Source organism: Achromobacter sp. 1L-A-4-B-C2, assembly GCF_057291955.1.
In genome coordinates this window covers 415,710-435,230 of sequence record NZ_JBXAWP010000005.1, presented here as the reverse complement: position 1 = coordinate 435,230, position 19,521 = coordinate 415,710, and the positions used below count along the sequence as shown (strand labels likewise).

The window sequence follows — 19,521 nt, the reverse complement described above, 5'->3', positions numbered from 1 at the left end:
GGGGGCCGTCGTCGCGGCCCTGGAAAGAATGCGTACAGGCTCCTGCGGCCTACATGCCGAAGTAGATGCCCTTGGATTGTTGGTACAGACGCAGCCCGCTGACGCCTTTTTCGCGCCCGATGCCGCTTTGCTTGAAGCCGCCGAACGGCGTGGATATCGACAATTGCTTATACGTGTTGATCCACACGCTGCCGGCTTCCAGGCGCCTGGCCACGCGCCACGCGCGCCGGTAGTCCGCCGTCCATACGCCGGATGCCAGGCCGTAGACGCTGTCGTTGGCCTGGTCGATCAAATCGTCTTCGTCCTCGAAGGTCAGCGCGCACAGGACCGGGCCGAAGATTTCTTCGCGCACCACGTGGGCATCGCGAGACAGCCCGCCCAGGATGGTGGGCTGGTAGAACGCGCCCGCTTGCAGCGCGTCGTCGTCGGGCCGCTGCGCGCCCAGCAACACTTGCGCGCCGTCGCGCTTGGCGGATTCCACCATGCCTTCAATCTTGTCGCGATGGCCAAAGGACGCGATCGGGCCCATCTGGGCGCCGGTGGCGTCGGGCAGGTTGACATTGAGCCGTGCGGCACGCGCCACAAGTTTTTCGATAAACGCTTCTGCGATACCGCGCTGCACGTACAGCCGCGATCCGGCAACGCAGGATTGCCCGCTGCCTTCAAAAATGCCGCCGATCACGCCGTCTATCGCCGCGTCCTGGTCCGCGTCGTCAAACACGATGTGCGGGGACTTGCCACCCAGTTCCAGTGCCACGGGCATTAGCTTTTCAGCGGCGGCATGGGCGATGGCCCGACCGCTGGCGGTGCCTCCGGTGAACGACACCATGCGCACGCCCGGATGCTCCACCAAGCGACGGCCCACGGTGGCGCCCAGGCCGGTGACCACGTTGAGGATGCCAGGCGGCAAGCCGGCTTCCTGCGCGATGCGGCCCAGCGCCAGGGCGGGCGACGAGGTCACCTCCGACGGCTTGAGGATCACGGCGTTGCCGGCGGCCAGCGCGGGCGCCACCTTCTGCGCTTCCATCGTCAGCGGCGAGTTCCACGGCGTGATCGCCACGACCACGCCATACGGCTCGTAGTGCGTCATGGACAGGTAGTTGCCGCGCGCCGGCGTGACTTCCGCGCCCAGCGTTTCGCACACGCCCGCGTAATAGCGGAAGGTGGCCGCCGCGCTGGCGACCTGCGTCTTGCATTCCGCCCAGACCTTGCCGTTTTCAATCATCTGCAAGCGTGCCAGCAGTTCCGAATGCTGTTCGATGCCATCGGCGATGCGGCGCAGGATCGCGGCGCGCTGGTGCGGCAGCATGTCGCGCCAGGCAGCCTGGCGAACTGCCTTCCAGGCGGTATCCACGGCCTGGTCAACCTGCGCGTCCGACGCTGCGCTGACCAAGTAGTTCTGCGCGCCCGTGGCCGGGTTGGTGGACGCGAATGCCGCCTCTTGCCGGGCGATCCATTCACCGCCGATCAGCATGGATTTAAGGGTTTCCGATGATTCGGACATGACGTGATGTTCCTCTCTTGATGGGATTTTCCGGCGCGTCCGATGGCGGCCGGTATGCATTTATTCGTTGACAGTCGCTGGCCGAAAAAATATAAAATAGAATAAGCGTTCTGTCTACAGGAACGGTAAGAATAAACAAACCGTCATTCAAAGACAAGAGGAGACAACTCGATGCACCGCAATGTCTTGTGCGCGCTGGCATGTGCCACGGCGTTGTTCGCGGGAACGGCGCAGGCCGATTCCTACCCTTCAAAACCCGTGTCGATGATCGTGCCGTATCCGGCCGGCGGCGCCACCGATGTGGTGGCGCGCGCCGTCGCTGAAAAGCTGACGCAGTCGTGGGGCCAGTCCGTCATCGTTGAAAACCGCGCGGGCGCCGGCACCACCATCGGCGCCAGTTCGGTGGCGCGGGCGCCGGGCGATGGCTACACGCTGTTCATGACCACGTCTGCCCACACGATCAGCGGCCATCTGTACAGCAAGCTGAACTACGACCCGGTCAAAGACTTTGCCCCCATCACGCTGGTCACCAAGGTGCCGCTGGTGCTGGTGGTCAACCCCGCCATCCCGGCCAAGACATTGCAGGAATTTTTGGCCTACCTGAAGCAGAACAGCGGCTCGGTCAACTTTGCGTCTCCGGGCAACGGCACCGCGCAGCACCTTAGCGGTGAGCTGTTCAAGATCGCCACGCAGTCCAGCATCACGCACGTGCCTTATCGGGGTGACGCGCCGGCCTTCACGGACCTGGCGGGCGGCCAGGTGCAGATGATGCTGGCCACGATTACGTCGGCGCTGCCCTTGATTGAATCCGGCAAGCTGCGCGCGCTGGCCGTGGCCAACGGCACGCGCGTGCAGGCGCTGCGCAATGTGCCGACCTTTGCCGAAGCCGGCATGCCCGGCTTCGAGGCCGCAACGTGGTTCGGGCTGCTGGCCCCCGCATCGCTGCCACCGGCGCAGGCGCAACGCATCTACGAGGACGTGTCCAAGATCGTGGCCACGCCCGCGATGCAGGCGCGCATCGAGAGCCTGGGCGGCGAAGTGGTCAACAGCACCCCGCAGGCGTTCGCCGCGTTCATGTCCAGCGAGCAGGACAAGTGGGGCCGCGCGGTCAAGGCATCCGGCGCCGTCGCCGCGCAGTAATCACAACGCCAGGCACATAGCCAGGCACAGCAACGGCCCGGAGTCGCGCGCCGATGCAGCGCAAGGCACGGGTTCAGGCAACCACGGAGGAGACACATCATGACAGTTTCAAAATGGCTGGCAGCAAGCGTGTTCGTGTTGTCAACGGCAGCGCCCCTTGAGGCAAGCGCTGCCGACTACCCCAGTGCACCGGTGAAGTTCGTGGTGGGCTTCAGCCCCGGCAGCACTATCGACACGGTGGCGCGCATCGTCGGCGAGGCGCTGTCCGCGCGGATGAAGCAGACCTTCGTCGTGGACAACAAGACGGGCGCCAACGGCATGATTGCGGCACGCGCCGTCGCGCAGGCCAAGGCGGACGGCTACACCATCCTGGTCAGCAATTCCAGTTCGATCACCGTCAATCCCTTGCTCTACAAGGATCTGCAATACGACCCCTTGAAGGATTTTGCCCCGGTCACCACGGTGATGTCGGTGCCCTTCATCCTGACCATCAACGCCGAGAACCCCCGTGTGGCGGGTGTGACCGACGTCAAATCGCTGGTGGCGCTGGCCAAGCGCAATCCCAATACGGTCAGCTATGGCTCGGCCGGCAACGGCAACCTGATGCATCTGGCGGGCGCGCAGCTTGCCGCCATGTCCAACGTGCAGATGCTGCACGTGCCGTACCGGGGCGCCGCGCCGATGGAAGCCGGGCTGCTGTCCAAAGAGGTCGACTTCGGCTTTGACACCTTGTCCGGCGTACCGCTTATCAAGTCGGGCAAGTTGCGTGCGCTGGCGGTGTCGTCCGCCGACCGCTGGCACGACCTGCCGGACGTGCCCGCCGTGTCCGAGCTGGGCTACCCCGGGTTCGACATCTCGTTCTGGGTCGGCATCTTTGCGCCCGCGGGCACGCCGCAGACGGTGGTGGACCGGCTTAATCGGGAAATCGCAGCGGTAACCCAGGACCCCGAGGTGCGCGCACGGCTGGCGGCGCAGGGCAATCCGCTGACGCAGTCGCCGCAGGCTTTCCGCCAGAAGATCGCAGAAGAACTTACGCAAAACGAAGCGCTGATCAAGCGCGCCAACATCAAGATCGATTGACCGGGCGGCAACCGCCGCATCGGCAACGGGCAGGGAGGAGCACACGTGTCCTGGGACAAAGAACTGCAAGAACTGGCGCTGCGCAAAGAACTGGCGCAGCGCATGGGGGGCGAGGCCAAGGTGCGCCGGCATCGAGAGGGCGGCAAGCTGCCGGTGCGCGAACGCATTGCGCACATGGTCGATGTGGGATCGTTTCGCGAGGTGGGCGCGCTGGCGGGCAGCGGGGAATACGATGCCGAAGGTCGCTTGACGGATCTGACGCCGTCGAACTTGCTGATCGGCCGCGCCAAGGTCGACGGCCGGCCGGTGGTGGTGGCGGCCGACGACTTCACGGTGCGTGGCGGCGCCAACGACGGCGCGGTGGGCGATAAGCTGGTCGAGGCCGAACGCATGGCGCATGACCTGAGGCTGCCGCTATTGCGGCTGGTGGATGGCACGGGCGGCGGCGGGTCGGTGCGCAATATCGAAATCAAGGGCCACACCTTGCTGCCCAAGCTGCGCATGTGGCCGTTGATGGCACAGAACCTGGCCACCGTGCCCGTGGTGTCGCTGGCCCTGGGGTCGGTGGCGGGCCTGGGCGCCGCGCGCGTGGCTGCCAGCCATTACGCCATCATGGTGCGCGAGACCTCGCAGCTGTTCATCGCCGGCCCGCCGGTCGTGGCGCGCATCGGCCAGACGCTGGACAAGAATGAACTGGGCGGCAGCGACATCCATACCCGCAACGGCGTGGTGGACGACGAAGCTGATTCGGAAGCCGACGCCTTTGCCATGGCGCGGCGCTTCCTGTCTTATCTGCCGCGTTCGGTGCACGAATTGCCGCCCCGCGCGACTGGCACCGCCGTCGCGTCGGCTGACCAGGATTGGCTGCGCAAGGCCATCCCCGCCGACCCGCGTGCCGTCTACAAGATGCGACCCATCGTGTCGGCCTTGATGGACGAAGGCTCGTTCATGGAGATCGGCAGGCGCTGGGGCAAGGCGGTCATCACGGGGCTGGCGCGCATCGACGGCTGGCCGGTGGCGGTGTTTGCCAGCGACCCCTATCACTACGGCGGCGGCTGGGACGGCCCGGCCGCCGAGAAGTTCACCCGCTTGCTCGACCTGGCCGAAACGTTTCACTTGCCGGTCGTGAACCTGGTGGATGTGCCCGGCTTTCAGATCGGCCTGAACGCCGAGAAGGCCGGCGCCATGCGCTACGGCGTACGCGCGCTGACGGCGGTGGCGCAGTCCACCGTGCCCTGGTGCTCGATCATTGTACGCAAGGCCTTTGGCGTGGCGGGCGGCGGCCACCAAAGCGCGGGCCGCTTCAATTTCCGCTATGCGTGGCCGTCTGCCCAATGGGGATCGTTGCCGGTTGAAGGCGGCCTGGAAGTGGCCTACAAGGCCGAGATCGAAGCCGCCGCCGACCCCCAGGCCAAGATGCGTGAAATTGAAGCGCGCGTGCGCGGCCTGACCTCTCCGTTTCGCAGCGCCGAAGCTTTCGTCGTGGAAGACATCATCGACCCGGCCACCACGCGGCAGGTGCTGGAAGAGTTCGTGGAAGTGGTTGCGCCGCTGCGCGAACCCGGCCCGCGCGCCTTTGGGTATCGGCCATGACGGCGGGCTTGGAGCGCAATATTAAAAGAGTCATCGTCGCCAACCGGGGCGCTGTCGCCCGACGGGTCATCCGAGCCTTGCGCGCGCTTGGCCTGGAATCGGTTGCCGTGTATTCCGAGGCGGATCGCGATCTTCCTTATCTGCGTGAAGCGGACGTGGCCGTTCCCATCGGGCCGGCGCCCGCCGCGCAAAGCTATCTGAACCGCGACACGCTGCTACGCGTGGCGCGCGAGACGGGCGCCGATGCATTGCATCCCGGTTATGGCTTCCTGTCCGAGAACGCGGACTTTGCCCAGGCGGTGGAATCGGCCGGCATGATCTTCGTCGGCCCGTCGCCGCGCTGGATACGAATGCTGGGGCACAAGACGCGGGCGCGCGATGCGATGCGGGCGCTTGGCATGCCGATGGCCGCCAGCAGCGCCGTGTTGGGCGCCGACCTTGACGCTGTGCGCCATGCCGCCCAGGACCTGGGCTACCCGGTGCTGATCAAGCCGGCCTCGGGTGGCGGCGGCATCGGCATGATTCCGCTGCACGGCCCGCAGGAGGTGGAACCCGAATGGGCGCGGGCGCGGCAGATCGCCGAGCGCAGCTTTGGCGGATCGGACCTGTATCTGGAAAAGCTCCTGGTCAACCCGCGCCATGTGGAATTCCAGTTCCTGGCGGACCGCCATGGGCAAGTGCGCTGCCTGTATGAACGCGACTGCTCTACGCAGCGGCGGCACCAGAAGGTATTGGAAGAGGCGCCCGCGCCGGGGCTGGACCGAGACTTGGTGGCCGACATGGCGGCAAAGCTGGAAGGCATGTTGTCGACGTTGGGCTACGACGTGATTGGCACCGTTGAAATGCTGTACACGCCCGAGTCCGGCTTTTCGTTCCTGGAAATCAACACCCGCCTGCAAGTTGAACACGCCGTGACGGAAGCGGTTACGGGCATCGACATCGTGGCCGCTCAACTGAGGCTGGCGGCGGGCGAACGGATGGGCAGCGTGTTGGCGCGGGTGCCGCCTTTGCAAGGGCATGCGCTGGAGGCGCGCGTCTACGCGGAAGATCCTGTGCGTTTTCTGCCGTCCCCCGGTGTGCTGCAAGTCTTTGCGCCGCCCGTGCTGCCCGGCGTGCGCGTGGAGACGGGCTACGCGGAAGGTTGCCGCGTGTCCAGCCATTACGACCCGATGCTGGCCAAGGTGATCGCGCATGCCGCCACGCGCGACCAGGCGTTGCTGTTGTTAAAGCAGGCGCTGACGCAGTTTCGGGTGGACGGCGTCAAGACCAACATTCCCTTCATGTTGCGCGTGCTGGACGACGAGGGCTTTGGCGCGGGCCAGGTGTCCACCGGCATGGTGGCCCGCATTCTGGACGCGACGCGCGCGGTGCAGGCAGCGTGAATAGCTAATCAGCAGCCAGGCGTTGACCGCCTTGGCATCGTGGACTGAACCGAAGTATCCAAGGAGACAACAATGTTCAAAGTAGAAACCCCGGTTGTGGGCCGAGTGGTTGCCGTCAGTGTGCGTCCGGGCCAGCGTGTCGACGCTGGCGATAGCGTCATCAAGGTCGAGTCTATGAAGATGGAAATCCCTGTCGAGTCCGAACGCGCGGGCATCGTCGCACGCGTGCTGGTGGGCGAAGGCGACGAGGTGGACGAAGGCCAGGTTGTGGTCGAGCTGGAGTAACGCCGCCATGCTGATCCATACGGAACGAACCGAGGCGGGCCGGGTCGCGATGCTGCGGTTGCGCAACCCGCCGGTCAATAGCTTGAGCTCGGACTTGCGCAGCGAATTGCAAGCGAGCATCAAGGACGCGCTACAGGACCCGGAAGTTCGCGCACTGGTCTTGATCGGGGACGGCGGCTTCTTTTGTTGCGGGGCCGAGATCCGGGAATTCAATACCCCTATGTCGACGCGCGAACCGACACTGCGGTCCCTGATCGCGTTGATCGAAGGCGCATCCAAACCCGTCGTTGCGGCAATACATGGCGCCGCCTTGGGCGGTGGGCTGGAGCTGGCGCTGGGTTGTCATTACCGGATCGCGCTGCAAGGCGCGTCGCTGGGTCTGCCCGAGGTGAAGCTGGGCGTGCTGCCCGGCGCGGGCGGCACGCAGCGACTGCCCAGACTCGTCGGCGTCGAGCGCGCGCTGACGATGATTGCGCAGGGCGACCCCATCGACACCGCAACCGGCCTGGACTGGGGCCTGCTTGATGCAGTCGTGGCCGACAATCTGCCCGAGCGCGCCGCTGCCTATGCGCGGGCGAAGGCCGACGCGCCACTGGCCGGGCGCAACGTGGGCGCGCGGCAGGTGCCTGCGCCGCAAGATTCGGGCGTGTACGAGCGTGCCCGCGAACAGGCCGCCCGCCGTTATCGTGGCTGCGTGGCGCCGCTGGCGTGCATCGATTGCGTGAAAGCTGCCACCCACAGCACGCTGGAAGACGGCCTGGCGTTTGAACGCGAGCACTTTCTGGACCTCGTCAACGGTAGCCAGTCCAAGGCGCAGCGTCACCTGTTCTTTGCCGAACGCGCCGCCGTCAAATTGCCGAAGGAGTGGGCGGCCACAGCCGGCATCACGACCGTGGGCGTGGTCGGCGCGGGCACGATGGGCGGCGGTATCGCGATGAGCCTGGCCAACGCCGGGCTGGACGTCGTGCTGGTCGAACGCGATGCGCAGGCGCTGGAACGCGGCTGGTCGGCCATCCGCAAGAACTACGCCGCGACGGCGGCGAAGGGCAAGCTGACGGCGGCGCAGGTGGACGAACGGCAGGCGCGCATCCGCCCGTCACTGGATATGGACGATCTGCGCGATGTCGATCTGGCGATCGAAGCCGCGTTCGAGGACATGGACGTCAAGCGCCAGATCTTCACCGCGCTGGACGCGGTGTGCAAGCCGTTGGCGATTCTGGCCTCGAACACGTCGCGTCTGGATATCGACAAGATCGCCGGCTTTACGCGTCGGCCCGCCCAGGTGTTAGGCATGCACTTCTTCAGCCCGGCCCACGTCATGCGCTTGCTGGAAGTGGTCAAGGGTGGCCAGACGGATGGTAACGTCATCGCCTCGGTGTTCCAGCTGGCGCGCCGCATGGAAAAGTTGCCGGTGCTGGTGGGCGTATGCGACGGATTCGTCGGCAACCGCATGGTCAGCCCTTACACGCGCGAGGCGCATTTTCTGCTGGAAGAGGGCGCGTCGCCGTCGCAGGTGGACGGCGCCTTGCAGCGTTTTGGGCTGGCCATGGGGCCGCTGCGCATGGCGGACATGGCGGGTCTGGACATCAGCTGGGCGTTTCGCAAGCGCACCGCATCGACCCGGCCGGCGCACCTGCGCTATTCGCGCGTGGCCGACAGCCTGTGCGAACAAGGGCGCTTTGGGCAGAAGACGGGCGCCGGCTTTTATCGCTACGCAGCGGGCAGCCGTGAGCCGTTGGAAGACGCGCGGGTGTTGGCGTTGATCGAGGCATGCGCGCGCCAGGACGGCATCGTGCGACGCGACATCACCGACGAGGAAATCGTGCAGCGCACGATGTGCGCGCTGGTGAACGAAGGCGCGCGCATCCTGGAAGAGGGCATCGCCCGCCGCGCGTCGGATATCGACGTCATCTACGTCAACGGCTACGGCTTTCCGGGGCATCGGGGCGGCCCGCTGTTTTATGCCGACCAGCAAGGCTTGCCGAATGTGCTGGCCACGATCCGGCGCTTTCACGATCGACACGGCGAACTTTGGCAGCCCGCCCCGTTATTGGAACGCCTGGTGGCGCAGGGCAAGCGCTTTGCGGACTTGTAAATCGTTGGCCCGCCGCGCCGTGACATCGGGCGCGGCGACTCAGAACAAATAGAAGGAGACCGCAATGCATACGGAACAAGTCGAGGCCCTGTCGCGGGGGCCACAGGAACAGTACTTTGCCGCGTTGGCCAAAGGCCGTTTTCAAATTCAGCGCTGCGCGGCATGCGAACGGCATCAGTTCTTTCCCCGCACGCTGTGCGTGCACTGCGGCGCGACCGACCTGGCGTGGACGGACCCCGCCGGCACCGGCACGGTCTATTCGTTCAGCATCGTGCGGCGCAAGCCGGAAGCGGGCGGCGACTACAACGTGGCGCTGATCGATCTGGACGAGGGCGCGCGCATGATGAGCCGGGTGGACGGCGTGCCGTTGGAACGGCTGCGGATCGGCATGCCGGTCAAGGCGCGGGTGTTGTTGGATGCGGCCCAGCCGCTGGTGGTGTTCCAGCCTGTGGAGGCCGCATGATGACGCTGGAATCACTGCGCGGCCGGGTCGCCATTGCCGGGGTCGGGCACGCGGGCCTGGGCGAAGCGCACGGCTACACCGAAATGGAAGTGCTGGCCCAGGCCGCGTCGCGGGCAGTGGCCGATGCCGGGCTGACCATGAAGGATATCGACGGGCTGGCCACATGCAGTTCATCGGCCACGATGTGGAGCATGCCCGTTGCCGAATACCTGGGCCTGCGTCCTCGGTATATCGAAGCCACGATGCTGGGTGGGTCCAGCTTTGTCTCGCACCTGCTGCCCTCGGTGATGGCATTGGCATCCGGGCAATGCAATGCGGTGCTGGTCTGCTATGGCAGCACGCAAAAGACCGCCACGTTCGGCCGCAAGGAAGGCATCAAGGCGCGTACGTTGCTGGACCCCCAACCATTCGAACATCCGTATTCGCCGCTACAGCCCGTGACGTCCTACGCGTTGGCCGCCGCCCGCCACATGCATCAATACGGCACAACCCGCGAACAGCTGGCCGAAGTGGCCGTCGCGGCGCGCGCTTGGGCGGCGCTGAACCCCGAGGCCGCGATGCGCGACCCCTTATCGATCGAGGACGTGCTGCGTTCGCGCCCGGTCTCGGATCCATTGACGGTGCGCGACTGCTGCCTGGTCAGCGACGGTGGCGGCGCCTACGTGATGGTGCGCGCCGACCGCGCCCGCCAGCTGCCGCAGCCTCCCGTGTACGTGCTGGGCAGCGCCACGGCGGTGTGGAACCGCCAGATATCGTCCATGGAAGACCTGACCGTGACGGCGGCGGCGGAATCCGGCAAGCGCGCGCTGGCCATGGCTGGTTTGAACGTGGCGGACGTGGACGTGGCCGAGCTTTATGACGCCTTCACGATCAACACGCTGCTGTTCCTGGAAGACCTGGGCTTTTGCAAAAAGGGCGAAGGCGGCGCCTTTGTTCAGGGCGGCGGCATTGCGCCCGGTGGGCGTCTGCCGGTGAACACGAACGGCGGCGGCTTGTCGTGCGTGCATCCCGGCATGTACGGCATTTTCCTGGTGATAGAAGCCGTGCGTCAGCTGCGGGCTCAGGCGGGCGAACGACAGGTGGCGGGCGCGGATATTGCGCTGGTACACGGCAACGGCGGCACCTTGTCCAGCCAGTCCACCGCCATCCTGGGCGGCCCGTCCACGCGCTGACGCCGGCCTTGCGCCTTCCTTAGAAAAGGGATTTTCATGCTGGACAAAACAGTCGATACGCTGGCCGCCGCGGTGGCCGGCGTGCAAGACGGCGCGGTGATTCTGATCGGCGGCTTTGGCGCCTCGGGCGTACCTACCGAACTGGTTTGCGCGCTGCTTGACCAAGGCGCGCGCGACCTGACCATCGTCAATAACAACGCCGGCAATGGCGAACGTGGCCTGAGCCAATTGGTGCGAGCAGGCCGGGTGCGCAAGATGGTCTGCTCGTTTGCGCGTTCGTCGGATCGCAAGAACCCAAACGCCGCCGCCTTCGCCGAGGCCTATCACGCGGGAAAAATCGAGCTGGAATGCGTGCCGCAGGGCACGATGGCCGAGCGCATGCGCGCGGCGGGCGCGGGGCTGGGGCCGTTTTTCACGCCGACCGCCTTTGGTACGCCCTTGGCGAAAGGCAAGGAGACGCGCGTGATAGACGGCGTTGGGTACGTCCTGGAAGCCCCGTTGAAGGGCGACTTTGCTTTCGTCAAGGCGCGCACGGCAGACCGCTGGGGCAATCTCGTGTACCGCTATGCCGGGCGCAATTTCGCGCCGGTCATGTGCATGGCGGCCACCTCCACGGTGGCGCAGGTGGACAGCATCGTGGACCTGGGCGCCATCCCGCCCGAATACGTCATGACGCCGGGAATTTTCGTTAAACGAGTGGTGCAGGTGGAGCGCGATCATGGAATATGAAAAGCTGAATCGACGCCAGATTGCACGCCTGGTGGCCCAGGACATTCCGGATGGCGCCTATGTGAACCTGGGCATCGGCATACCGACGCTGGTATCTGCCTTTTTACCGGCCGACCGCGATGTGATCCTGCACACCGAAAACGGCATCGTCGGCATGGGGCCGGGCGATCCCGACGCGCCGCTGGACCTGGACCTGATCAACGCCAGCAAAGAAGCGGTCACCTTGTTGCCGGGCGCATCCATTACCGACCACGTGGTGTCGTTTGCCATGATGCGCGGCGGCCATCTGGACCTGACGGTGCTGGGCGCATTCCAGGTGTCCGCGCGCGGCGACCTGGCCAACTGGGACACCGGTGCGCCGGGCACGATTCCGGCCGTGGGCGGCGCGATGGACCTGGTGGCCGGCGCGCGCCAGGTCTACATCACGATGGACCACGTGACCAAGGATGGGCGGCCCAAGATCGTGCGCGAATGCACTTATCCACTGACTGGCGCGGGCGTGGTCGACCGCATCTATTCTGATCTGGCCATCATCGATGTGCTGCCGGATGGCATGCGAGTGATCGCGATGGTGGCGGGGCTGCGCTTTGACGCCTTGCAGGACCTGACGGATTGCCCGCTGACGCTGGCGGGCGATTGGCGGGTGTTGTCGCCTGAATAGCCTTCGGCTCGTACTTCCCCGTGTTGACAGGGGAAGTTTTCGATACTTAGAATGTTCTTATAGAAAGAATATACGTTCTGCACATAAGAACAACATAAGCGGGAAGAGACAATGGAAAACCACGCCACGCCAGCGCAACACGCGTCGGACGCGCAGCTTGCGCATCGATTCCGTAGCCGCGCGTTGTCGTTCTCGCGGCCGCGCCAGGTCGATATGGACCTGCTGGTGCGGGTCGGCGATGCGCCGCTGCTTGTACGCATTCGCGACGGCCGGGTCACCAGCGCCGACGCGCCCGCTGCGCCGCTGCCTTCCTGCGACGTATCGCTGCGCGCCTCTGCCGCCGCTTGGTCGCGCTTCTGGCAAGCCGTGCCGGATGCGGGCTGGCATGACATCTTTGCGCTGAGCAAGCGCGGCGAACTGGCTATCGAAGGCAACTTGCAACCCTTGATGGCGCACTTGCAGTTCGTCAAGGATCTGCTGGCCAGGGGCCGCGAGGTGCACGCATGAACGCCGCCCTGGAACCCATCGTTGGCCGTTATGTGCACATCGACATCGGCGGCAAGCCTTGCCGTGTTTACTTCGAAGAAGCGGGCGAGGGCATCCCGCTGGTCTGCCTGCACACCGCCGGCGCCGACAGCCGCCAGTACCGCCACATGCTGTGCGATGCGGACATCACGTCGCGCTATCGCGTCATTGCTTTCGACATGCCATGGCACGGCAAGTCCTACCCGCCGGCCGGCTGGCAGGACGAGGAATATCGCTTGTCCACCGAACGTTATGTGGAAACGGTCATGGCGTTCTGCCAGGCGTTGGCGCTGGATCGCCCCGCGCTGATCGGCTGCTCGATCGGCGGACGCATCGTGTTGCAGCTGGCGCATCAGCACACCGAACGTTTTCGCGCGTTGATCGGAGTCGAAGCGGCTGATTTCCAGCAGCCCTGGTACGACACCTCGTGGCTGCATCGCGGCGACGTCCATGGCGGCGAGGTCTGCGCGGCCTTGGTATCGGGCTTGGTGGCGCCGCAGTCGCCGGACGTCTATCGCCACGAAACCTTGTGGCAATACATGCAGGGCGGCCCCGGCGTGTTTCGCGGCGACCTGTATTTCTACCGTGTCGACGGCGATTTGCGGGGCCGGCTGGACGGCATCCGCACCGAGCGTTGTCCGCTATTTCTGTTGACGGGGGAGTACGACTTTTCGTGCACGCCCGAAGACACCTTGCGCACCGCCGCCGGTATTCCCGGTGCGCAGGTCACCATCATGCGCGAATTGGGGCATTTCCCCATGAGCGAGAACCCACAGCAGTTTCGCGGCTACATATTGCCGGTGCTGGACGCCATCGCCCGCCTATAGCGCGGCAACAACGACGGGCGGCATTGCCCGCGACTCACAGGAGGCATCATGCGTTATCCGATCATTCTGGCCGGCATCTTTGCGCTGGCCGCGGTTCCCGCCGTCAAGGCGCAAGAGGCACAAGGCACACTCAAGCTTGGCGCCTTGGTCACGCTGTCCGGCGCCGGTGCCGCCTGGGGGCAGGGCATGAAAAATGCCGCCGAGATTGCGGCGGACCAGGTGAACGAGGCGGGCGGACTGGAGGTGGACGGCAAGAAGTATCGCGTGCAGGTGGTGGCCTATGACGACAAGTACCAGGCCAACGAAGCCGTCACCGTGGCCAACCGCCTGGTGTTCGAGGACAAGGTGCGCTATGTGATCGGCCCGGTGGGATCGGCGCCGGTGCTGGCCATCCAGCCCATGACGGAAAAGAACAAAGTGATCGTCATGACGCTGGGCTTTACCGCCAAGGCGCTGGCCGCGGACAAGCCCTATACGTTCCGTCCCAACGTCACCACGGCCGAGGTGTCGCAGCCGCAGATCGACTGGCTGGTCAAATCGCAAGGCCTGCGCAAGGTGGGGGCGCTGTTCCCCAACGACGAAACCGGGCAGCAGATTGCGCTGGACCTGGAAGCTGCCTACAAGAAGGCGGGCGCGGCCTTGTCCGTCAAGGAATTCTTCGAACGCGACCGGGTCGACTTCGTGCCCGTGCTGACGCGCATGATGGCGCGCGGCATCGACGCCATCGAACTGGACGGCAATTCGCCCACCACCGCCGGCTTGATCGTGAAGCAGGCGCGCGAACTGGGCTTTGAAGGACGCATCGTGCGTACTGGCGGCCCGGCCACGCAGGAAATCGTCAACGTGGCCGGCAAGGCGGCTACCGAGGGCATGTTCGTCCATACGCCGATCGATCCCGAGCTGCCCGCTACAAAGGCCTACGCCCAGCGGTATGCCGCCAAGTACAAGCACGCGATGAACGGCTTCAGCCCCGCGTTTTATGACGGCACCAACATGCTGTTCGAAGCCATGCGCCGCGCCGGCACGGTGGAAGACACGGACCGCGTGCGCGTCGAACTGGAAAAGCTGGAAGGCTTTGACGGATCACTGGGCAAGCTCAGCTGGACGGGCAAGGCCATGTACGGCATCAACCATCAGTTGAACGCGCCGTTCTACGTGGCCGAGGTCAAGGATGGCCGCGAGGTGATCCGCGCGCGCTGCACCGTCGAGGGATGCCGCTAGCGCGGCGGGGGATGCCACGTGGATTGGAGCATTTTGCTGACGCAGGCCACGATCAACGGCTTGATCGTGGGATTGCTGTATCTGTTGATGGCGGTGGGCTTCACGCTGGTGTTCGGCGTGATGCGGATGGTGAACTTTGCCCACGGCGAGTTCTACATGCTGGGCGCTTTTGGCGCCTACTACCTGACGACCCAGGCGGGCTTCTCGTTTCTGCCTGCCGTGGCGCTGACCTTTGCGTTGTCGGTGGTCGGCGGCGCGGTGCTGGAATGGGGCGTGCTCAAGCCGTTTCGCCGGGACGAACTGAACGGCATGATCGCCACCATCGGCCTGGCGATGATCCTGCAAAACCTGGCCTTGATGTTCTTCGGCCCCGACCCCTTGTCCATGCCCGCCGTGGCGCAGGGCACCGCCCGCATGGGCAAGCTGGTCGTGCCCTTGTCGCGCGTGTACGTGGTGGTGTTCGCCTTGCTGGCGCTGGCCTTGCTGTATGGCTTCCTGCGTCACTCGCGGCCGGGCCGCGCGCTGCGCGCCGTGGTCGAGGACTTTGAGATTGCCGGCATCCAGGGTATCCGCTCGCGCATCTATTACCCGCTGGGTTTTGGCCTGGGGGTAGGGCTGGCAGCGGTGGCCGGCGCGCTGATGGCGCCGCTGTTCTCGGTGTCGCCATTCGTGGGCGCCACGCCGCTGCTCAAGGCGTTCATCGTCGTGATCCTGGGTGGGCTGGGCAGCATCCCGGGCGCGGCTTTCGCGGGCCTGGCGCTGGGCCTGGCGGAAAGCTATGGCAGCCTGCTGTTCGACAGCAGCACGGCGGACATGCTGATTTTCGCCGTCGTAATCGTGATGTTGGTCGTGCGGCCCAAGGGCTTGCTGGGCCGAGGGGAAGCATAAACCATGACGGACCTTTCACTTGATGCCGCCGTGACGCGGCCCGCGCCATTACGCTGGCTGTTGTGGGCCGCGTTGGCCGTGGCCGCTTTCACGCCGTGGTTTGCCGGGCCGTTCGCCCAGCATCTGGCGGTGCTGACCTGCCTGAACGTGCTGATCGTCAACGGCTTGGCGCTGATTGCACGCTGCGGGCAATTGTCGTTGGGACACGCGGCCTTCGTCGCGCTGGGCGCCTACGGCTCGGTGCTGGGCGCCCGCTACCTGGGCTGGGGCTTTTTGCCGTCCACCTTGGTGGGGGTCGCGTTGACGGCGGGTGTGGCGCTGATATTGGGCGCGATCATCCTGCGCTTGAAAGGCGTTTATTTCGTGCTGGTAACGTTTGCGTTCGGGGAACTGGTGCGGCTGATTTTGCTGGACGGGTCGTCCTGGTCGGGTGGCGCGAACGGAGTCGCCAGCATCCCGCCGGCCGCGCTGGCCGGTATCGTGTTCGATACGCGGGCCAGCTTTTACGGCCTGGCGCTGTGCGTGGCCCTGGGCTCCGTCGCGCTGTTGAGCGCGGTGGCAAGGCAGCCATTCGGCCACGCCATCGACGCCGTGGCCGAGAACCCGGCCCTGGCCGAATCCACCGGCCTTAGCGTGCACCGGATTCAGCTGTGCGCATTTGTGGCCGGTTGCGCGCTGGCGGCAGTGGGCGGCGCCTTGCAGGCGCGCTACGTGGGGTACGTGTCGCCCGAATCATTCAACGCCAGCATTTCCATCGGCTTCATCATCATGCTGGTCATCGGCGGCCGCCGCTCAGTATGGGGCGGGCTGATCGGCGCCATGGTGCTGACGCCGCTGCCCGAGCTGTTTCGCGGGGCGGTGCAAACGCAGCACATTTTTTACGGCGCGGCGCTGATCCTGATCCTGCGTTTTCTGCCGGCGGGCCTGGCCGGCTTGCCGGGGCCGTGGCAATCGCGTCGGCACAAGGAGTCCGCATGAACACACCTTTATTGCAGGTGCAGGGCCTGTCGCGCAGCTTCGGCGGCTTGGCAGCCTTGCGCAACGTCAGCTTCGCCATCGCGCCGGGCGAAATCGTGGGCTTGATCGGCCCCAACGGCGCGGGCAAGACAACGGCCTTCAACGTCATCAGCGGCACGATGCCGCCGTCGTCGGGCTCCGTGCATTTCGATGGCCGTGATATTTCCGGCGGCCCGCCCAGCCGTGTCGTGGTGCGAGGGCTGGCTCGTACGTTTCAATCCACCTCGACCTATCCCGAGGCCACCGTGGCCGAGAACATCCGGCGCGGCATGCTGTCGCGCATTCAGCATTCCTGGCTGCGTCGTCTGGCCGGGCGTAACCAGGATCTGTTGCCGGCGTCGGAAGTGACGCGGGAGGTCGACCGGCTGCTGGTCCTGCTAGACCTGCAAGGCTGGCGCGACGCGGCGGCCGGATCGCTCGCCTACGGCTTGCAGAAAAAGCTGGGCATCGCCGTTGCGCTGGCCTGCCGGCCGCGCATGTTGTTGTTGGACGAGCCGGCGGCGGGGCTGAACCATGAAGAATGCAACGAGCTGGGGCGGTTGCTGCGCCGCCTGCAATCCGAGGAAGGGCTGACGATGCTGCTGGTGGAACATCACATGGCGCTGGTCATGGAACTTTGCCATCGCATCGTGGTGCTGGTGCAGGGAGAAAAAATCGCCGAGGGCACGCCGCAAGCCATCCGCGACAACCCCGCCGTGATCGAAGCCTATCTGGGAGCGCCCGACTATGCCCATGCTTGACGTCCAGGACCTGAAGGTTCGCTACGGGCCGCTGGAGGCGGTGCGCGGCATCAGCTTTACGGTTGAACAAGGCCAGATCGTTGCGCTGGTCGGCTCCAACGGCGCAGGCAAAAGCTCTACCTTGAAAGCGCTGATCGGCCTGGCGCCGGCCGCGGGCGGGCGCATTGTGTTTGACGGGAAAGACATCGCGGGGCTGGCTTCGGCGGCGCGCGTATCGGCCGGCTTGTCCTTGTCGCCGGAGGGGCGGCGCTTGTTCGGCCGCATGACCGTGCTGGATAACCTGATGGCCGGCGCGCATGGGGTGAGGTCGCGCAGCCGCGTTCGCGCGCGGCTGGACGAGGTCTACACGCTGTTTCCGCGTGTGCAGGAACGGCGTGCACAGTTGGCGGGCTCGTTGTCCGGTGGCGAGCAGCAGATGGTGGCCATCGGCCGCGCGCTGATGGCACAACCCCGCTTGTTGATGCTGGATGAACCGTCGTTGGGCATCGCGCCCAAGGTCGTGGCCGAAATCGCGGACGCCATTCAGCGCATCAACCGCGACAGCGGCATCGCCATTGTGCTGGTGGAGCAAAACGCGCGGCTGGCGCTGCGCCTGGCGCATCATGCCTATGCGTTCGAACATGGCGAGGTGGTGCGCAGCGGCAAGGGCGCCGACCTGCTGGCCGACCCCTTCGTGCAGAAAGCCTATCTGGGCATATGAAGAGAGCCTTGGCGATGCAGAACGTTCTTCCCGAATACGAAATCTACGCCATCCGCTACGCCCGCATGCCGCGCCAGCGACGCGACAACTTCTTGGGCGGCGATCCGCATGATGGCGACATGCCCATGGACTTCTACGTGTGGCTAATACGCGGCGCGGGCCGCGTTGTTCTGGTCGACACGGGGTTCAATGCGGACATGGCGCGGGTGCGGCGGCGTGAGCTGATCCAGTGCCCGATCTCGGCCCTGGCCCAACTGGGCGTGCAGCCAGAAGACGTGCAGCACGTGGTGCTGACCCATCTGCATTACGACCATGCGGGTAACCTGGACTTGTTGCCGCAGGCGCGCTTTCACGTGCAAGACGATGAGCTTGACTACGCTACCGGCCGTTGCATGTGCTTTGAACCGCTGCGGCATGCCTACGCGGTGGAAGACGTGGTCACGCTGGTGCGGCGCGTGTACGACGGCCGGGTGCAGTTTCATGACGGCGACGGCACGTTGTTGCCGGGCCTGGAACTGCTGCATATCGGCGGCCACACGAAAGGCCTGCAAGCGGTGCGCGTGCATACCGAACGCGGCTGGGTAGTGCTGGCGTCCGACGCCAGCCACTACTACGAAAACATGGGGCAGGGCAGGCCGTTTCCCATCGTCTACAACACGGCCCAGATGCTGTCGGGATACGCCAAGCTGTTTGGCGCGGCGCAGTCCGAGCAGCATGTCGTGCCGGGGCATGATCCGTTGGTGCTGGATCGGTATCCAAAGTGGCAGGAGTCGGCGCACGTGGTGATGCTGCATCGCGAACTTCTGCCTGACGGTGCGCAGCAGCCGTAACAACGATTCCCCTTACCGCCCCAACCGTTCAAGCCCGCCCTCACGCGCAGCCCGGTCCCGAGCGCCGCCTCGTCGGACCGGGCTGCGTTATCGTTTCCACTAATTATCGTAATCCCTAGCTTTTTATGGACCTACAGCGCGTCCATAATTTGCGGAAACGTTTCCACAAAAAGGGATTCCCATGAGTACCGAGTTGCAGGCTGCACGCGTCAAAACCGTCGTTGACCACATGGCGCTGGAATGCGTTCAGGAGTGGGACAAGGTCATCGACACCTTCGAACATCCCCGATACGAGATGCACTCCAGTGGTGCGGTTTTTGACGGTGAGAGCGAAGTCATGGGCTATTTCCAGTCGTCGCGGGCCTCGTTTCCCGACTTGAAGAACGAGATCATCGCGGTGGCCGCCGCCGAGGGCACGGACATCGTCCTGGTGGAGTTCTGGCTTTCCGGCACGCATGCCGGCCCGTTCACTGTTGACGGCAAGACGTACGAGCCGACGGGACGCCAGTTTCGCGTTCGCATGGCGGCCACGTTCGAATTCGCGCCGAACTCGGCCAAGGTGATCTGCGAGCGTCCGTACACCTGTCAGAACGCCAAGCTGCGTTCGCTCGGGTTGCTGTAGGGATAGCGGTAGCGGTAGCGGTTGTTCCGTTCAGGAGGCGGGCAACC

At 65.2% G+C, this 19,521-nt stretch carries 20 protein-coding genes; 19 read left to right on the top strand and 1 reads right to left on the bottom strand.

The genetic code is table 11. The features are described from left to right. Nucleotides 1-49: 49 nt before the first annotated feature. Nucleotides 50-1,504 carry an aldehyde dehydrogenase gene (locus tag AC0Z35_RS23950; RefSeq protein ID WP_485132821.1) on the bottom strand — a complete coding sequence of 485 codons (1,455 nt, stop codon included), beginning with the start codon at nt 1,502-1,504 and terminating at the stop codon, nt 50-52. A gap of 171 nt (nt 1,505-1,675) precedes the next feature. On the opposite strand from AC0Z35_RS23950, the gene AC0Z35_RS23945 reads away from it, so the two are divergent. From AC0Z35_RS23945 to AC0Z35_RS23855, 19 genes are all read left to right on the top strand, one after another. Next, nucleotides 1,676-2,644 carry a tripartite tricarboxylate transporter substrate binding protein gene (locus tag AC0Z35_RS23945; protein ID WP_046805761.1) on the top strand — a complete coding sequence of 323 codons (969 nt, stop codon included), beginning with the start codon at nt 1,676-1,678 and terminating at the stop codon, nt 2,642-2,644. A 99-nt stretch (nt 2,645-2,743) separates the two neighbouring features. Continuing rightward, the gene (locus AC0Z35_RS23940; RefSeq protein ID WP_485132822.1) at nt 2,744-3,724 is read left to right on the top strand and encodes a Bug family tripartite tricarboxylate transporter substrate binding protein; all 981 of its coding nucleotides are present in this window, start codon (nt 2,744-2,746) and stop codon (nt 3,722-3,724) included. A 45-nt stretch (nt 3,725-3,769) separates the two neighbouring features. After that, nucleotides 3,770-5,317: an acyl-CoA carboxylase subunit beta gene (locus AC0Z35_RS23935; RefSeq protein WP_485132823.1), complete on the top strand. Its 1,548-nt coding sequence runs from the start codon at nt 3,770-3,772 to the stop codon at nt 5,315-5,317. Then, nucleotides 5,314-6,699, top strand: coding sequence for an acetyl-CoA carboxylase biotin carboxylase subunit (locus tag AC0Z35_RS23930; protein ID WP_485132824.1), 1,386 nt, complete (start codon nt 5,314-5,316; stop codon nt 6,697-6,699). Before AC0Z35_RS23935 ends, AC0Z35_RS23930 begins: the two co-directional genes overlap by 4 nt. A 72-nt stretch (nt 6,700-6,771) precedes the next feature. Next, a complete protein-coding gene (locus AC0Z35_RS23925; RefSeq protein WP_104145050.1) occupies nt 6,772-6,984 on the top strand; it encodes an acyl-CoA carboxylase biotin carboxyl carrier protein subunit in 213 nt (70 codons plus the stop codon). Between the two features lie 7 nt (nt 6,985-6,991). Next, the gene (locus AC0Z35_RS23920) at nt 6,992-9,079 is read left to right on the top strand and encodes a 3-hydroxyacyl-CoA dehydrogenase NAD-binding domain-containing protein (protein ID WP_485132825.1); all 2,088 of its coding nucleotides are present in this window, start codon (nt 6,992-6,994) and stop codon (nt 9,077-9,079) included. A 64-nt stretch (nt 9,080-9,143) separates the two neighbouring features. Continuing rightward, nucleotides 9,144-9,542, top strand: coding sequence for a Zn-ribbon domain-containing OB-fold protein (locus AC0Z35_RS23915; protein WP_485132826.1), 399 nt, complete (start codon nt 9,144-9,146; stop codon nt 9,540-9,542). Further along, the gene (locus AC0Z35_RS23910; protein ID WP_485133025.1) at nt 9,542-10,714 is read left to right on the top strand and encodes a thiolase; all 1,173 of its coding nucleotides are present in this window, start codon (nt 9,542-9,544) and stop codon (nt 10,712-10,714) included. The genes AC0Z35_RS23915 and AC0Z35_RS23910 overlap by 1 nt, the downstream gene beginning before the upstream one ends. Nucleotides 10,715-10,750: 36 nt before the next feature. Next, nucleotides 10,751-11,443, top strand: a complete 693-nt coding sequence (locus tag AC0Z35_RS23905; RefSeq protein WP_485132827.1) for a 3-oxoacid CoA-transferase subunit A — start codon at nt 10,751-10,753, stop codon at nt 11,441-11,443. Next, nucleotides 11,433-12,104 (top strand): 3-oxoacid CoA-transferase subunit B, encoded by a 672-nt coding sequence (locus AC0Z35_RS23900; protein WP_120156136.1) that lies wholly within the window; start codon nt 11,433-11,435, stop codon nt 12,102-12,104. Before AC0Z35_RS23905 ends, AC0Z35_RS23900 begins: the two co-directional genes overlap by 11 nt. Nucleotides 12,105-12,215: 111 nt before the next feature. After that, a complete protein-coding gene (locus AC0Z35_RS23895) occupies nt 12,216-12,611 on the top strand; it encodes a hypothetical protein (protein ID WP_219990386.1) in 396 nt (131 codons plus the stop codon). Continuing rightward, nucleotides 12,608-13,456: an alpha/beta fold hydrolase gene (locus tag AC0Z35_RS23890; RefSeq protein ID WP_046805753.1), complete on the top strand. Its 849-nt coding sequence runs from the start codon at nt 12,608-12,610 to the stop codon at nt 13,454-13,456. Before AC0Z35_RS23895 ends, AC0Z35_RS23890 begins: the two co-directional genes overlap by 4 nt. Nucleotides 13,457-13,504: 48 nt before the next feature. Then, the gene (locus AC0Z35_RS23885) at nt 13,505-14,677 is read left to right on the top strand and encodes an ABC transporter substrate-binding protein (RefSeq protein WP_314358844.1); all 1,173 of its coding nucleotides are present in this window, start codon (nt 13,505-13,507) and stop codon (nt 14,675-14,677) included. An 18-nt stretch (nt 14,678-14,695) separates the two neighbouring features. Further along, nucleotides 14,696-15,565: a branched-chain amino acid ABC transporter permease gene (locus AC0Z35_RS23880; protein WP_104145056.1), complete on the top strand. Its 870-nt coding sequence runs from the start codon at nt 14,696-14,698 to the stop codon at nt 15,563-15,565. Nucleotides 15,566-15,568: 3 nt separating this feature from the next. Further along, nucleotides 15,569-16,543 carry a branched-chain amino acid ABC transporter permease gene (locus AC0Z35_RS23875; RefSeq protein WP_485132828.1) on the top strand — a complete coding sequence of 325 codons (975 nt, stop codon included), beginning with the start codon at nt 15,569-15,571 and terminating at the stop codon, nt 16,541-16,543. Further along, on the top strand, nt 16,540-17,322 hold the full coding sequence (locus tag AC0Z35_RS23870; protein WP_485132829.1) for an ABC transporter ATP-binding protein: 783 nt from the start codon (nt 16,540-16,542) through the stop codon (nt 17,320-17,322). The genes AC0Z35_RS23875 and AC0Z35_RS23870 overlap by 4 nt, the downstream gene beginning before the upstream one ends. After that, complete coding sequence (locus AC0Z35_RS23865) at nt 17,309-18,022, top strand: ABC transporter ATP-binding protein (RefSeq protein ID WP_104145059.1); 714 nt, start codon at nt 17,309-17,311, stop codon at nt 18,020-18,022. Before AC0Z35_RS23870 ends, AC0Z35_RS23865 begins: the two co-directional genes overlap by 14 nt. A gap of 14 nt (nt 18,023-18,036) precedes the next feature. Then, entirely contained in the window at nt 18,037-18,852 is an 816-nt protein-coding gene (locus AC0Z35_RS23860; RefSeq protein ID WP_046805824.1) for an N-acyl homoserine lactonase family protein, read from the top strand. Nucleotides 18,853-19,033: 181 nt separating this feature from the next. Next, complete coding sequence (locus tag AC0Z35_RS23855) at nt 19,034-19,474, top strand: nuclear transport factor 2 family protein (protein WP_104145061.1); 441 nt, start codon at nt 19,034-19,036, stop codon at nt 19,472-19,474. Nucleotides 19,475-19,521: the final 47 nt, after the last annotated feature.

What these genes read in the sequence shown, in the direction of transcription:
- AC0Z35_RS23950 (WP_485132821.1), bottom strand. Translation starts at nt 1,504, where the DNA reads ATGTCCGAATCATCGGAAACCCTTAAATCCATGCTGATCGGCGGTGAA.
- AC0Z35_RS23945 (WP_046805761.1), top strand. Translation starts at nt 1,676, where the DNA reads ATGCACCGCAATGTCTTGTGCGCGCTGGCATGTGCCACGGCGTTGTTC.
- AC0Z35_RS23940 (WP_485132822.1), top strand. Translation starts at nt 2,744, where the DNA reads ATGACAGTTTCAAAATGGCTGGCAGCAAGCGTGTTCGTGTTGTCAACG.
- AC0Z35_RS23930 (WP_485132824.1), top strand. Translation starts at nt 5,314, where the DNA reads ATGACGGCGGGCTTGGAGCGCAATATTAAAAGAGTCATCGTCGCCAAC.
- AC0Z35_RS23925 (WP_104145050.1), top strand. Translation starts at nt 6,772, where the DNA reads ATGTTCAAAGTAGAAACCCCGGTTGTGGGCCGAGTGGTTGCCGTCAGT.
- AC0Z35_RS23920 (WP_485132825.1), top strand. Translation starts at nt 6,992, where the DNA reads ATGCTGATCCATACGGAACGAACCGAGGCGGGCCGGGTCGCGATGCTG.
- AC0Z35_RS23915 (WP_485132826.1), top strand. Translation starts at nt 9,144, where the DNA reads ATGCATACGGAACAAGTCGAGGCCCTGTCGCGGGGGCCACAGGAACAG.
- AC0Z35_RS23910 (WP_485133025.1), top strand. Translation starts at nt 9,542, where the DNA reads ATGACGCTGGAATCACTGCGCGGCCGGGTCGCCATTGCCGGGGTCGGG.
- AC0Z35_RS23905 (WP_485132827.1), top strand. Translation starts at nt 10,751, where the DNA reads ATGCTGGACAAAACAGTCGATACGCTGGCCGCCGCGGTGGCCGGCGTG.
- AC0Z35_RS23900 (WP_120156136.1), top strand. Translation starts at nt 11,433, where the DNA reads ATGGAATATGAAAAGCTGAATCGACGCCAGATTGCACGCCTGGTGGCC.
- AC0Z35_RS23895 (WP_219990386.1), top strand. Translation starts at nt 12,216, where the DNA reads ATGGAAAACCACGCCACGCCAGCGCAACACGCGTCGGACGCGCAGCTT.
- AC0Z35_RS23890 (WP_046805753.1), top strand. Translation starts at nt 12,608, where the DNA reads ATGAACGCCGCCCTGGAACCCATCGTTGGCCGTTATGTGCACATCGAC.
- AC0Z35_RS23885 (WP_314358844.1), top strand. Translation starts at nt 13,505, where the DNA reads ATGCGTTATCCGATCATTCTGGCCGGCATCTTTGCGCTGGCCGCGGTT.
- AC0Z35_RS23875 (WP_485132828.1), top strand. Translation starts at nt 15,569, where the DNA reads ATGACGGACCTTTCACTTGATGCCGCCGTGACGCGGCCCGCGCCATTA.
- AC0Z35_RS23870 (WP_485132829.1), top strand. Translation starts at nt 16,540, where the DNA reads ATGAACACACCTTTATTGCAGGTGCAGGGCCTGTCGCGCAGCTTCGGC.
- AC0Z35_RS23865 (WP_104145059.1), top strand. Translation starts at nt 17,309, where the DNA reads ATGCCCATGCTTGACGTCCAGGACCTGAAGGTTCGCTACGGGCCGCTG.
- AC0Z35_RS23860 (WP_046805824.1), top strand. Translation starts at nt 18,037, where the DNA reads ATGCAGAACGTTCTTCCCGAATACGAAATCTACGCCATCCGCTACGCC.
- AC0Z35_RS23855 (WP_104145061.1), top strand. Translation starts at nt 19,034, where the DNA reads ATGAGTACCGAGTTGCAGGCTGCACGCGTCAAAACCGTCGTTGACCAC.